This is a genomic window from Sinorhizobium terangae (genome assembly GCF_029714365.1).
Taxonomy (GTDB): domain Bacteria; phylum Pseudomonadota; class Alphaproteobacteria; order Rhizobiales; family Rhizobiaceae; genus Sinorhizobium; species Sinorhizobium terangae.
The window spans coordinates 2,003,988-2,018,064 of the sequence record NZ_CP121660.1 but is presented as its reverse complement, the minus strand read 5'-3'; the positions used below and the strand labels follow the sequence as shown (position 1 = coordinate 2,018,064).

Annotated in this window: 11 protein-coding genes; 7 read left to right on the top strand and 4 right to left on the bottom strand. The window is 62.9% G+C overall.

Annotated features, from left to right (window positions below; genetic code table 11):
• Positions 1-34: 34 nt before the first annotated feature.
• Positions 35-1,360, top strand: a complete 1,326-nt coding sequence (locus tag QA637_RS28130; RefSeq protein ID WP_283066092.1) for a dicarboxylate/amino acid:cation symporter — start codon at positions 35-37, stop codon at positions 1,358-1,360.
• Between the two features lie 141 nt (positions 1,361-1,501).
• Here QA637_RS28130 and QA637_RS28125 read toward each other — a convergent pair whose 3' ends face one another.
• From QA637_RS28125 to QA637_RS28115, 3 genes are all read right to left on the bottom strand, one after another.
• Positions 1,502-2,422 (bottom strand): response regulator transcription factor, encoded by a 921-nt coding sequence (locus QA637_RS28125; protein ID WP_283067373.1) that lies wholly within the window; start codon positions 2,420-2,422, stop codon positions 1,502-1,504.
• Complete coding sequence (locus tag QA637_RS28120; protein ID WP_283066091.1) at positions 2,415-5,789, bottom strand: hybrid sensor histidine kinase/response regulator; 3,375 nt, start codon at positions 5,787-5,789, stop codon at positions 2,415-2,417. The genes QA637_RS28125 and QA637_RS28120 overlap by 8 nt, the downstream gene beginning before the upstream one ends.
• Before the next feature lie 113 nt (positions 5,790-5,902).
• A complete protein-coding gene (locus tag QA637_RS28115) occupies positions 5,903-6,334 on the bottom strand; it encodes an OsmC family protein (RefSeq protein WP_283066089.1) in 432 nt (143 codons plus the stop codon).
• Positions 6,335-6,597: 263 nt separating this feature from the next.
• Between QA637_RS28115 and QA637_RS28110 the strand changes: the two genes are divergently transcribed.
• Both QA637_RS28110 and QA637_RS28105 read left to right on the top strand, forming a co-directional pair.
• Complete coding sequence (locus QA637_RS28110; RefSeq protein WP_283066087.1) at positions 6,598-6,831, top strand: hypothetical protein; 234 nt, start codon at positions 6,598-6,600, stop codon at positions 6,829-6,831.
• Between the two features lie 106 nt (positions 6,832-6,937).
• A complete protein-coding gene (locus tag QA637_RS28105; protein ID WP_428843177.1) occupies positions 6,938-7,906 on the top strand; it encodes an ATP-dependent DNA ligase in 969 nt (322 codons plus the stop codon).
• Between the two features lie 26 nt (positions 7,907-7,932).
• Here QA637_RS28105 and QA637_RS28100 read toward each other — a convergent pair whose 3' ends face one another.
• Positions 7,933-8,937, bottom strand: coding sequence for a PQQ-dependent sugar dehydrogenase (locus QA637_RS28100; RefSeq protein ID WP_283066083.1), 1,005 nt, complete (start codon positions 8,935-8,937; stop codon positions 7,933-7,935).
• Between the two features lie 357 nt (positions 8,938-9,294).
• Here QA637_RS28100 and QA637_RS28095 point away from each other — a divergent pair, with 357 nt between their 5' ends.
• The 4 genes from QA637_RS28095 to urtC all read left to right on the top strand — a co-directional run bounded on the left by QA637_RS28095 (position 9,295) and on the right by urtC (position 14,075).
• Positions 9,295-9,669, top strand: coding sequence for a hypothetical protein (locus QA637_RS28095; RefSeq protein WP_283066082.1), 375 nt, complete (start codon positions 9,295-9,297; stop codon positions 9,667-9,669).
• A 150-nt stretch (positions 9,670-9,819) separates the two neighbouring features.
• Positions 9,820-11,112: an urea ABC transporter substrate-binding protein gene (gene urtA / locus QA637_RS28090; RefSeq protein WP_283066080.1), complete on the top strand. Its 1,293-nt coding sequence runs from the start codon at positions 9,820-9,822 to the stop codon at positions 11,110-11,112.
• Positions 11,113-11,286: 174 nt separating this feature from the next.
• Positions 11,287-12,903, top strand: a complete 1,617-nt coding sequence (urtB, locus tag QA637_RS28085) for an urea ABC transporter permease subunit UrtB (RefSeq protein WP_283066079.1) — start codon at positions 11,287-11,289, stop codon at positions 12,901-12,903.
• Entirely contained in the window at positions 12,900-14,075 is a 1,176-nt protein-coding gene (gene urtC / locus QA637_RS28080) for an urea ABC transporter permease subunit UrtC (protein WP_283066078.1), read from the top strand. Before urtB ends, urtC begins: the two co-directional genes overlap by 4 nt.
• The last annotated feature ends 2 nt before the right edge of the window (positions 14,076-14,077 follow it).

The window sequence follows — 14,077 nt, the reverse complement described above, 5'->3', positions numbered from 1 at the left end:
GCCCGTTGCCGGACTAGGCCCGTGGAGGATTATCATGATCGCAGAACATTCCGCGGAGGTCCGCGGCAAGACACCCCTTTATCGGCATCTCTATGTCCAGGTCCTCGCGGCGATCGCTGCGGGAATCCTGCTCGGGCATTTCTATCCGGACATTGGCACCGAGCTCAAACCGCTCGGCGACGCCTTCATCAAGCTGGTCAAGATGATCATCGCGCCGGTCATCTTCCTGACGGTCGCGACCGGCATTGCCGGCATGACCGATCTCGCCAAGGTCGGGCGCGTCGCCGGCAAGGCGATGATCTACTTCCTGACCTTCTCGACCCTCGCGCTCATTGTCGGTCTCATCGTCGCGAATGTAGTTCAGCCCGGCTCCGGCATGCATATCGATCCGGCCTCGCTCGATATGAAGGCGGTCACCACCTATACCGAGAAGGCGCATGAGCAGTCGGTCACCGGCTTTCTCATGAACATCATTCCGACGACGCTGATCAGCGCTTTCGCCGAGGGCGACATCCTGCAAGTGCTGTTCATCTCGGTCCTCTTCGGCATCGCCCTTGCGATGGTCGGCGAAAAAGCCCAGCCGGTCGTCGATTTCCTGCATGCGCTGACGTTGCCGATTTTCCGTCTGGTGGCGATCCTGATGAAGGCCGCCCCGATCGGCGCCTTCGGTGCGATGGCCTTCACCATCGGCAAGTACGGCGTGGCGTCGATCGCCAACCTCGCCATGCTGATCGGCACTTTCTACCTCACCTCGTTCCTCTTCGTCTTCCTCGTGCTTGGCGCCGTGGCACGCTACAACGGCTTCTCGATCGTCGCGCTCATCCGCTACATCAAGGAAGAACTGCTGCTCGTGCTCGGCACGTCCTCCTCGGAGGCGGCACTGCCGGGCCTGATGAACAAGATGGAGAAGGCAGGCTGCAAGCGCTCCGTCGTCGGCCTCGTCATCCCGACCGGCTATTCCTTCAACCTCGACGGCACCAACATCTACATGACGCTTGCCGCGCTCTTCATCGCGCAGGCGACCGATATTCCGCTCTCCTTCGGTGATCAGATTCTCCTGCTGCTCGTTGCCATGCTGAGCTCGAAGGGCGCTGCCGGCATCACCGGCGCGGGTTTCATCACGCTGGCCGCGACGCTTTCGGTCGTCCCCTCCGTACCGGTCGCCGGCATGGCGCTGATCCTCGGTATCGACCGCTTCATGTCGGAATGCCGGGCGCTCACCAACTTCGTCGGCAATGCGGTCGCAACGGTCGTCGTGGCGAAATGGGAAGGCGAATTGGATCAGGCGCAGCTTTCCGCCGCACTCGGCGGTGAGACGGCAACTGACACCATTCCGGCGGTCATCCAGCCCGCCGAATAAGTTGCCTCCCAGGGCAACGCACGACAAGTGCGGCTTGGCGCGGTCTGGTTTTCCAGGCCGCGCTCTTTTTGCGCAAGGCGGACTGTTGACGGCAAGCGACCGCCTCTGGAACGACCCCTCCAAAGGGTCCATGCAGCTTCCTCAAATCCCGTGCAGCACCTGCGTCGCCTTGACGGCGGCTGACGCGCGGTTTTCGACGCCGAGCTTCACGTAGATCTGTTCGAGATGCTTCGTCACCGTGCGGGCGCTTAAGCCCAGGATCTCGCCGATATCGCGGTTGGACTTGCCCTTGGCGATCCACGAGAGCACCTCGGACTCGCGCTGCGTCAGCAGGAAATGCTGGCGCAGCATCTCGTCGTCGCTGATGCCGTGCTCGGCGGTCAGGCGGAAGAGATATTCGTTCGCGCCGATGGCGCCGAGATAGGAAATCTGCAGGCCCGTCTGGCCCGCCTGCTGCAGCGTGAAACTACCCTGACCGGAGCCTTGCTTTTCCCGTTGCCGCATCCATTCGGCGATGCGGGCGGTCACGACCGCAAGCCCGTCGTCGCTTCCCGTTGCGGCGTTGACGAGTCGCGTCGCCTGCGGCGTCGACCAGCGGACGCCGCCGTCGCCGCGCACGGCAAGCAGGTGCCGCCCGGCCGCATCGAGCGCAACCCGTGCGCTCTGGGCGGAACGGGCATTGGAGAGATGGACGCGAATGCGGGCCCTCAGCTCGTCGATGTTGATCGGCTTGGTGAGATAGTCGACGCCACCCGCTTCCAGCGCCCGCACCACGTGCTCCGTCTCGGTAAGCCCGGTCATGAAGACGACCGGAACCTGGGTGACGGAGGCGTTTGCCTTCAGCCGGACGCAGGTATCGAAACCGTCCATACCGGGCATCACCGCGTCGAGCAGGATGATGTCGGGGGTGATGCGGTCGGCAATATTCAAGGCGGCGTTGCCGGAGGTGGCGATCAACACCGAAAAGCCGGATTGTTCCAGGGCTTCGGTCAGGAAGCCCAGCGCCTCTGGCGAATCGTCGACCAGGAGGACGATGTCGCGCGGATTGGTAGCTTCAGCCAGGTGCCTCGGCCTCCCCTGCCGTCATCTGTCTCAGGAAGGCATCGTAGCCGGAAAGGTCGAAGGCACGGACATAGGCGCGCACCGCTTCCGCAAAAGCCTCGTTCTCGGGGTTCAGGGCAATCTCCGTCAGCTTCGCCTCAATGCCCCGGACGTAGCCGATTTCCCCGAGCCGGATCAATTCCTCCACATGGTGGTGTCCGGGACTGGTCACGGGATCGGCCTTGCTATTAGTCTGTCCGTCGTCCTCATGAATCCATTCCAGGCCGAGATGGATCGCCAGCTTGTCGACGAGCTGGCGAACCCCAAAAGGCTTGGCGAGCGTGTCGTTGTGACCGCTTGCGGCACCGGCGGACGATCCGTCACCGATATTGGCCGACAGCATGATCGCCGGCGCGGTCTGGCCGCTCTCGCGCAATCGCGTCACCAGTTCCCAGCCGTTCATGCCTGGCATGGAGATGTCGATCAGGAACAGGTCGGGCGCGATGTCCTCGATCAGCGCCAGGCAGTCCCGGCCGCTCGCTGCCGTCAGCACGACGAAATCGAGCGGGGTAAGCACCTCGCGCATCAGATCGCGATGATCCTCGTTGTCATCGACGACGACGACAGTGCGGCGCGCGCCCTTGTAGGAGCGGATCCGGCGCACCGGGTCGTTGAGCGCCGCCGGCCGATCGACGGCGGAGAGCATCAGGCGGACGCGAAAGGCGGTACCCTTCTCCCTTTCGCTGGTGACGGAGATCTCGCCGCCGAGCGTCTGGGTGAGCAGGCGCGTGATGGTCAGGCCCAGCCCGAGCCCGGGCATGCGATGTTCCGCCTCGCCGCGCTGGAACGGATCGAAGATCCGCGGCAGGTCCTTGTCGCTGATGCCGCGGCCGCTGTCCTCGATCGTGAAGGTGGCAACCTGGTTGCGGTAGCCGATGTCGAAGCGGATGCGGCCGCGTTCGGTAAACTTCAGCGCATTCGAGAGGAGATTGACGAGGATCTGTCTCAGCCGCTTCTCGTCCGTCCGCACATATTGCGGTAGCGACGCTGCCCGGTCGTGTTCGAAGGCGATGCCCTTGGCCTGGGCTTGCGGGCGGAACATGTCGACGATCTGGTCGAGGAAATCGTGAATGTTGATCTCGTTGGAATAGACCTGCAGCTTGCCGGCCTCGATCTTGGATATGTCGAGCAGGCCGTCGATGAGACCCGAAAGGTGATCGGCGCTGCGCTTGATCACCTTGATCGCCCCCTGCCTTGAGGGCGGAATGGTTTCATCGCGTTCGAGGATCTGCGCATAGCCGAGCACGGCGTTGAGCGGCGTGCGCAGTTCGTGGCTCAAGCCCACGACATAGCGGCTCTTTGCCCGGTTCGCCGCCTCCGCCGCTTCCTTGGCGTTCTGAAGCGCCGCGTCGGTCTTCTTGTGGGCGGCGATTTCCTTCAGAAGCAGTGTGTTTTGGCGCGAGGACTCTTCCTCCGCCACGACGCGGCTGTCATGGGCGAGCACGTAGAACCAGCAGACGACGCCGGCGAAGATCGCGAAGACGAAGAAGACGATCGCCACCGTCCGCTCCACGACGGCGGCGGTTTCGGGCGAGGCGGCGGTTGTCTGATGGGCGATCATCGCGAGGACGATGCCGATGCCGGTGATCGACAGGAGGGCGGAGATCGCGTAGCGCCCGAGCCTCGTGGCGAGCTTTGCTGTCACCGCCTCCGGCAGAATCGTCTTTGCGATCGTCGCGATCTGCGTGTTCAGCCGCGCTTTTGGCTTGCACATGTCGTGGCAGCGGCTGTCGAGCGAGCAGCAGAGGGAGCAGATTGGCGCGGCATAGGCCGGACACCAGGCCATGTCTTCCGGCTCGAATGGATGCTCGCAGATCGAGCAGGCGATCTCGCTCTCCCGAAACCAGCTCTTGCGCGGCTTGCGGGCGAGATAGAATTTGCCTTCGGTCCACCAGGCGATCAGCGGCGATGCGATGAAGGCCGTGACGAGCGCGATATAGGGGGCGAGCGAGGCGGCGATATCGCCGAAGGCACCGAAATGAGCCGTAAGCGCGAGGACCGCCGAGATCCCCATGGTGCCGAGACCGACGGGATTGACGTCATAGAGATGTGCGCGCTTGAACTCGATTCCGGGCGGTGACAAGGCCAGCGGCTTGTTGACGAAGAGATCGGCCGAGATCGTGCAGAGCCAGGCCATGGCGATGATCGAGAAGATGCCGAGCGTCTCCTCCAGCAGACGGTAGATGCCGAGTTCCATCAGGAGGAGCGCGATTGCCACGTTGAAGACCAGCCAGATGACGCGACCGGGATGGCTGTGGGTGAGGCGGGAGAAGAAGTTCGACCAGGCAAGCGACCCGGCATAGGCGTTCATCACGTTGATCTTAAGCTGCGAGATGACCACGAAGGCGACCATCAGAAGCAGTACTGCCGTATCCGACGGAAAAATGTAGCCGAAGGCGGTGTAGTACATCTGTGCCGGGTCGGCGGCCCGCGTCGACGGCACGCCAGCGCTGAGCGCCAGCACGACGAGAAAGGAACCGGCAAGCAGCTTCGGCGCGCCGACGACCACCCAACCGGAACCGGCGAGAAAAATCGCGATACGATGGTGCAGCTTCCTCTGGCCATCCGGCGGCAGGAAGCGGAGGAAGTCGACCTGCTCGCCGATCTGCGCCATCAGCGCGAAGATCACCGCGGAGGCGGCGCCGAACTCCACGAGATCGAAGGGAGCGATGGTGCCGGAAGGACCGGAGGTGTGGTGGATGCCGGAATAGGCAAGCCACAGCCCCACCTTCTCCCAATCGGCGAGCGCAATAAAGGCGAAGGGCAGGATGTTGAGCACGATCCAGAAGGGCTGCGTCATCAGCTGGAACTTGCTGATGAGGCGCACACCGTGGGTAACGAGCGGGATCACCGCGACGGCGCTGATGATGTAGCCGATCCAGAGCGGCACGCCGAGGGCAAGCTCCAGCGCCCCGGACATGATCGACGCCTCGATCGCAAAGAGGATGAATGTGAAGCTCGCATAGATCAGCGAGGTGATCGTCGAGCCGATGTAGCCGAAGCTCGCGCCGCGCGTCAGAAGGTCGATGTCGACGCCGTGGCGGATCGCGTAACGACTGATCGGCAGGCCGACAACAAGGATCATGACGCTTGCCACCAGGATCGCGACGATCGCATTGGTGGTGCCGTAGGACATCGTTATGGCGCCGCCGATTGCCTCCAGCGCCAGGAAGGAGATGGCGCCGATCGCCGTTTGCGAGATGCGCTCGGAGGAAAAGCGCCGCGCGCTCTTGGCGGTAAACCGCAGCGCATAATCCTCGAGCGTCTGGTTGGCGACCCAGCGATTGTATTCTCGTCGAACGGGAATGATGCGCTGGCGTGCGGCCATGTTGCCTCGTCGTCTCTCACATTGCCGGCAGGCGTATGCCTCTTTTCACGGCACATTCGGCCAGTGCGTGAAATTTATGCAATGGGGAAAGGGCGAAAGCAAGCGTCAAACGGTCATCCGCTCTGGGCGGCCGTGTCGATGACGACAAAATCATGTGTGATCGTCGCGGTCTTGGCGAGCATCGCCGACGCCGAGCAGTATTTTTCGAGTGACAGGGCGATCGCCCGCTCCACTTTTTTCTCCGCGAGGCCGCGCCCCTTCACCACGAAGTGCATGTGGATGCGGGTAAAGACCCTTGGGTCGGTATCGGCTCGTTCCGCTTCGAGCTCGACGGTGCAGTCCTCGACTGCCTCGCGGCCTTTTTCGAGGATGTGAACGACGTCATAGGTCGAGCAACCGCCTGCCCCGATCAACACCAGTTCCATCGGGCTCGGTCCGGGTGTCCGCCCCTCCGACCCGGAAGCCGTTCCGAATACCAGTTTGTGACCGCTTCCGGACTCGCCGACGAACGTCCGTTCTTCAACCCATTTGATTCGTGCTTTCATGATTTTTTCCTTTTGTTGATGTGCCCATCATAGCCGCCGGCGCTCACGGATTTCCAATAACCGGAAAAATCATGCTGCGGCCAGACGGAATGTCTGATTCGCCGTCAATCGTCTTCGCGCCATGTTTCGCGCATCGCTGTCAACTCCGGCGCGACCTTGAGCGCTGCTTCCTCTCTCCGCCCGTTCGTCTTGGTCCGCTGGCGGAACTAACGCCTGTGGGTCGAGTTTTGTGTCCGTTGCTACTCGACCAAAGGAGTGCTGCGATGGCCAGGAAAGCCGCCAGGCCGAATAACGAAAGACCTGCCACCATTTCCGACCATAACGCCGGTTGCGGCAAAGCAGGCATCGCGGAATCCCTCGACCAGGAAACGACCGACTTCGCCGACCTTGCCAGCCGCGGCCTTCCTCTGGCAGCTTGGCAAGTCTCACGGCTGAGCGAAGGAACGCGGCGTCAGGCTGAACCAGCGGGGCTGGACGATGGCGCTGCGCACGCGTGAAAGACCAGCGAAGCGGGCCAAGGCATCGCGGCCAGCCCGAAAAGTAAGCGCCACCGGCGCAGTGTTACCTGTCGGCGGCTTCGTGTTGCCCGTCAGCACCGCGCCGATGGAGGCGCGTTCGGCTCAGGAGCTCCCGGCTGATGGTGCATGGCAGTACGAGCCGAAATGGGACGGGTTTCGCTGCCTTGCCTTCAAGTCCGGTGAAGAGGTCGATCTCCGCGCGAAATCCGGAAAGCCGCTCGGGCGCTTCTTCCCGGAAGTCGTCGCCGTGCTGAGGCAACTGGGCGCCGCGCAATTCGTGGTCGACGGCGAACTGGTAATCGAGGTCGATGGACGGCTTTCCTTCGACGCGCTGCAGATGCGCCTGCATCCGGCGGCGAGCCGCGTTCGAAAGCTCTCGCAGCAGACGCCCGCCAAGCTCATCCTCTTCGACGTGCTGGTTGGCGCCGACGGCGCGATCCTCACGGGCGAGCCGCTTGCTGTCCGGCGAGCTGCGCTCGAAGCCTTCGCAAGGGAGAACGCCATTACGGACAAGCTGGAGCTTTCGCCATTCACGCTTGACAGGCATGAAGCCGAGCGCTGGCTCACCGGGTGGGAAGCAGGCGCCACCGATGGCGTTGTCGCAAAAAACCGTGACGGCCCTTACGAATGCGGAGAGCGGGCAATGGTGAAGGTCAAACGCCTGAAGACGGCCGATTGCGTCGTTGGCGGCTTCCGGTACGAAAGCGACAGTGCGGAGGTCGGCTCGCTCTTGCTCGGCCTATACGACGCGGACGGAACGCTGAACCATGTTGGCTTCACCGCGACGATCTCCGACACGGAACGGCCTGCGCTGACGCGCCGGCTCGAGGCCTTGCGCGAGCCACCGGGCTTCACCGGAAAGGCTCCCGGCGGCCCGAGCCGTTGGAGCAGCGAGCGGAGCGGCGAATGGGAGCCGGTACGTCCGGAACTCGTCGTGGAGGTAAGATTCGACCACGTCAGCAACCGGCGCTTTCGCCACGGTACAAAGTTGATGCGTTGGAGACCGGACAAGGATCCGCGCCAGTGCACCTATGAACAGATCCTGCCGCGGTGAGGGCGGGGAAGCGCTCCTGTCCCGTGTCATCGTCTGAAGATGTGAATCGCACCTCCGGCGTCGTCGGAAACGAGGACGGAACCATCCGGCGCTTCCTTGACGTCCACCGGCCGGCCGACGTTTCTGAGGAAAGTCGTCGCCGAGACGGGCCGGCCGCCCCGGAAGCGCACCCGCACCACCTGATACCCGACCGGAACCGATCTGTCCCAGCTGCCGTGCTGGGCTACCAGAGCGTCGCCGCCGAGGCTGCGGAAGAAATGGATGCCGAGGGCGGCGACATGCGCCTGAAAGTCGAAGACGGGCGGAATCTGGCGCTCGGGCGGCGATGCGTCCTCAAACCCTTCGAGCCGCGTCTGGCCTCCGAAATACGGAAAGCCGTAAAAGCCGCCCGGCCGAAGCGCGTTGAGCTCATCGGGCGGGATATCGTCGCCCATTCCGTCGGCGCCGTTGTCGGTAAAGTACATGGTGCCGCCGCGCCAGTCGAAGCCGACCGAGTTGCGCACACCCCAGGCGACGCGCCGAAGGTCGGACCCGTCCTGGTTCATGCTGACGATCGTGCCCTGCAGCCCGCGCGGCCGGCAAATGTTGCAAGGCGAGCCGAACGAGACATAGAGCCGGGAATCGGGGCCAACGGCGATATAGCGATAACTATGGGCCCCCGAATTCGGCAGGCCGCGGCGAATATCGCGCCTGCCGGTCAGAGCGCCCCCGCGTCCGATGTCGAACGCGGTTACGCTGTCCCTCGATGCGACGAACAATCGATCGCCAGTGCATGCGACACCGTTCGCAGCGGAGAACCCGCGGGCGACTCGTCGGGCGCCGCCGCCGGACAACGGCACGGCATAGACCGAGGACCCCTTGGTTCCGACGAACACTGTGTCGCCGCAGACCGCCATTTCGCGCGCCGCGGGAACGCGGGCGAGAACGTCCGCGCGTGCCGGGCCGAGAGCGACGCCCGAGGCGAGCACCGCCAGCGCGAGAAACCGCATTCGACCAGAGAAAGATCCGGCTTTTGAGGAAAAGACGTCCATCGGCGCCCTCCGGATGCAGGCTGAACTTGCTGGAGGGAATTGGAGCGGCTTGCTCTCGATTCAAGCCGGAGCCTGCTGCACGGTTCCTTAGATCCAAGCCGATTAGAGGATAAAACATGCAGCAATTCAAAATGCTACAGCACGTCTCATTAGGCGCGGGGCGCCGTAGGCCTCACGGCGAAGTGATCCGGTGATGCTAGGCCCCCAATGATGCTAGACCCATTGTCGGATCAGCTGTCTACAGCGCCTGCGTCCTTTGGGACGCACAAAGGACGCTCTAACTCTTTGATTCCACGCATCGTGCTTTCCGAAAATCGGGTCCGATTTTCGGGCCGATGTGCCAGGAGGAGCAATGTGATGCCTGTCCCCTCGATAAGATCGATACTCGGATTAGAGGCCATACTGTTTGCAGCCGCCTCACTCGTCCACGCCGGCATTCTGTATCAAGGCTACGAGCATTCGCGCGCCGCGACCGCGGAGGGCGTGATTGCGGCAGTCCTGATCCTTGGCCTGCTGGCTTGCATCTTCGCGCCAAGGCGGACGCGCCTCATCGCCCTCGCGGTTCAGGGATTTGCGCTTCTCGGGACGTTGGTCGGCGCTTTCACCATCGCCGTGGGGATCGGCCCGCAGACCACGGCTGACAAGACATTTCACATCATCCTGCTCGTGGTTCTGGTCGTCGGTCTCGTTGTGATTTTCAGATCTCCACGCTCTGAACAGGGAGCTTCCTGAATTACTCGGGCAAATCTTCCTTCTTCCCCCCGCCACCTACGTAGAATGGCGTATGTGCAGCGCAGCACGAACATCGGATGATCGGTAAAGCAACGGCCAAGAACAAGCACCGCCCCGTTGCGGCGACCAGAACTAGAGGGGTTCAATCCGATGACTATCAGGGCACGCGTTTGCGGCGCATTCCTCGCTGCCGCCCTTGCGACGACCGCGTTTAATGGCGCCTTCGCCGCCGAGGACACGATCAAGGTCGGCATTCTTCATTCGCTTTCCGGCACCATGGCAATCTCCGAAACGACGCTGAAAGACGCCATGCTCATGCTGATCGATGAGCAGAACAAGAAGGGCGGCCTGCTCGGCAAGAAGCTGGAGGCCGTCGTCGTCGATCCGGCTTCCGACTGGCCGCTCTTTGCCGAAAAGGCGCGTGAGCTCATTTCCGTCGACAAGGTCTCGGCCGTCTTCGGTTGCTGGACTTCGGTCTCGCGCAAATCCGTGCTGCCGGTTTTCGAGGAATTGAACTCGATCCTCTTCTATCCGGTCCAGTACGAGGGCGAGGAAAGCCAGCGCAACGTCTTCTATACCGGTGCTGCGCCGAACCAGCAGGCGATCCCGGCCGTCGACTATCTGATGGAGAACGAAGAGGTCGAGCGCTGGGTGCTCGCTGGCACGGACTACGTCTATCCGCGCACCACCAACAAGATCCTCGAAGCCTATCTGATCTCCAAGGGCGTGAAGCCCGAGGACATCATGGTCAACTACACGCCCTTCGGCCATTCCGACTGGCAGACGATCGTTTCCGACATCAAGAAGTTCGGCTCGGCCGGCAAGAAGACCGCCGTCGTCTCGACGATCAACGGCGACGCCAACGTGCCCTTCTACAAGGAACTCGCCAACCAGGGCGTCAAGGCGGAGGAAATCCCGGTCGTCGCCTTCTCGGTCGGCGAGGAGGAACTCGCCGGCCTCGACACCGGGCCGCTCGTCGGTCACCTCGCCGCCTGGAACTACTTCCAGTCGGTTGACAATCCGGCCAATGCCGAATTCATCAAGACCTGGAAGGCCTATACCAAGAACGACAAGCGGGTCACCAACGACCCGATGGAAGCCCACTATATCGGCTTCAACATGTGGCTGAAGGCGGTCGAAAAGGCCGGCACCACCGATACCGACGCCGTGCTCGATGCGATGGTCGGCATCTCCGTGCCGAACCTTTCCGGCGGCTATTCCACGATGATGCCGAACCATCACATCACCAAGCCGGTGCTGATCGGCGAGATCCAGGCGGACGGCCAGTTCGAGACGGTCTGGGAGACCCCCGGCCTCGTGGTCGGCGACGAGTGGTCGGATTACCTGCCGGATTCGAAGGACCTGATCGCCGACTGGCGGGCGCCGATGTCCTGCGGCAACTTCAACATCGCCACGGGCAAATGCGGCGGCAAAGGCTCCTGATTTCATGACGAAGAACTTGTTCTCGGAAAAGACCATATCGGCCTTCTTCGACAACGTCGTTTCATGACGAACCGATAGATCGAAATACCCTCCGTCCGAAAGCGTCCATTCGGACGGAGGGGCATTTTCACCGATGCCGCGCTGCAAACCGACGCGAAACCATGCGAGGGGCGAATGTACCGCATCTTACAAACCGTCCTTGTGGCCCTGATCCTTTTGACCGTGATTCCGACTGCGGGGCTGAGGGCTGAGGAGCCGTTGCGCGATCTCGTGAACGCGCTCGGTACAGCGAAGCTCTCCGACATGGACGAACATATCGCGGCACTCGCGAAGAGCGGCGATCCCAAGATCGTGCCGGTCCTCGAAGCGCTCGGCGACGGCAATCTTTATGCCCGCAAGGCCGATGGCCAGGTGTTCGTGACGCATGAAAGCGGGGCGGACCTGGTGCTGACGGATCCGCTTTCCGGCGAGAGCGTCGGCGGGGCGCCGAAGAGCGCGCTGCAGAAGATCAAGGTCAACAACAGCGTGCGCCGTGCCGTGCGCACGGCGCTCGGCGGTTTGACGCTGCTGAGCCCCGATCGCGGTCAACGCTTCAAGGCCGCGCAATCGGTATTGCAGTCGCCCAATGCGGACGCGCTCCCGACCATCGAGAACGCGCTCGCTGCCGAGAAGGATGCGGCTATCCGCGGATTGCTCGAACGAGCGCGCGCGACGGCGGTCCTCGCTTCCGAGCGGTCCAGCGAGGAGAAGCGGCAGGCCGTTCAAACCCTGAAGCAAAGCGGTGGCCGCGAGGCGCTCTCGATTCTGTCGGCCGCTCTCGGCACCGCCGACAAGACCCTGAAGCCAGAGATCGAGGCGGCGCTTGCGAGCATCGAACAAGTCCAGGCGCTTTGGGCGGCCGGCCAGAACGTTTGGTACGGGCTCTCGCTCGGCTCGGTGCTGCTGCTTGCCGCAATCGGCCTTGCCATCACCTTCGGTGTCATGGGCATCATCAACATGGCGCATGGCGAAATGGTCATGCTTGGTGCCTACACGACCTTCCTCGTCCAGGACGTCGTGCGCACATCCTTTCCGTCCCTTTTCGACTGGTCGCTTGCGATCGCGCTGCCGCTTGCCTTCCTGCTCACCGGCGCCGTCGGTCTGGCGATCGAGCGGGGCGTCATCCGCTTCCTGTACGGCCGCCCGCTCGAGACGCTGCTCGCCACCTGGGGCATATCGCTGATCCTGCAGCAGGCGGTGCGTTCGATCTTCGGTCCGACAAACCAGGAGGTCGGCAATCCCTCCTGGATGTCCGGCGCCTTCGAGCTTGGCGGGCTGACGATCACCTGGAACCGTCTCTGGATCATCCTTTTCGCGCTCACCGTCTTTGCCGGCTTGCTCTTCCTCCTGAAGAAGACGCCGATGGGCCTTCAGATGCGGGCCGTGACGCAGAACCGGCGCATGGCATCTTCGATGGGCATCCGCACGCCCGTTGTCGATGCGCTCACTTTCGCGCTCGGCTCCGGCATTGCCGGCATGGCGGGTGTCGCGCTCTCGCAGATCGACAACGTCTCGCCGAACCTCGGCCAGGGTTACATCATCGACAGCTTCATGGTGGTGGTCTTCGGCGGCGTCGGCAATCTCTGGGGCACGCTGGTCGGCGCCTTCTCGCTCGGCATCCTCAACAAGTTCCTCGAGCCCTATGCCGGCGCCGTGCTCGGCAAGATCCTCGTGCTCGTGCTGATCATCCTCTTCATCCAGAAGCGGCCGCGCGGGCTGTTTGCACTTAAAGGTCGGGCGGTGGAAGCATGATCACCTCGTTCCTCGTCAAGTCGCTCGACCGCACCATCCTCATCGCCGTGGCGATCCTGATCGCTCTTGCCGTTCTGGTGCCGGCGTTGAACCTGCTGACCGCGCCGGACCATCCGCTGCACGTGCCGACCTATCTGGTCTCGCTCTTCGGCAAGTACCTGACCTATGCGCTGCTGGCGCTTGCGCTCGATCTCGTCTGGGGCTTCTGCGGCATTCTCTCGCTCGGCCACGCCGCCTTCTTCGCGCTCGGCGGTTATGCCATGGGCATGTACCTGATGCGCCAGATCGGCGCGCGCGGCTCCTACGGCAATCCGCTGCTGCCGGATTTCATGGTGTTCCTCAACTGGAAGGAACTGCCCTGGTTCTGGTACGGCTTCGACATGTTCTGGTTCGCGGCGCTGATGGTGGTGCTCGTGCCGGGGCTCATTGCCTTCGTCTTCGGCTGGTTCGCCTTCCGCTCGCGGGTCAACGGCGTCTATCTATCGATCATCACCCAGGCCATGACCTATGCCCTGCTGCTCGCCTTCTTCAGGAACGACATGGGCTTCGGCGGCAACAACGGCCTCACCGACTTCAAGGACATTCTCGGCTTCAACATCCAGGCGGACGGCACGCGCGCCGCCCTCTTTGCCGCCTCCGCCCTGGCGCTCGCCATCTCGCTCGTCATTACCTCGGGCATCGTGCGCTCCAAGTTCGGCAAGGTGCTTGTGGCGCTGCGCGACGCGGAAAGCCGCACCCGCTTTCTCGGCTATCGCGTCGAACACATGAAGCTCTTCGCGTTCACTGTTTCGGCGATGATGGCCGGCGTCGCCGGCGCGCTCTACGTGCCGCAGGTGGGCATCATCAATCCCGGCGAGTTCGAGCCCGGCAATTCGATAGAGGTGGTGATCTGGACGGCGGTCGGCGGCCGCGGCACGCTGATCGGCCCGATCATCGGTGCAATCCTCGTCAACGGCGGAAAGAGTATCTTCACCGCGGCCTTCCCGGAATTCTGGCTGTTTGCGCTCGGCGGGCTGTTCGTGCTCGTCACGCTCTTCCTGCCGAAGGGCGTGGTCGGCACCGCACAGCAATATCTTGCCCGCCGAAAGGCCTATCGCGAGGCCGCCCGAAAGGAAGGCGAGAACGACAAAGTGGCGAGCCTTGCCGCCGCCGAACCTATGGCCGCGGAGTGATT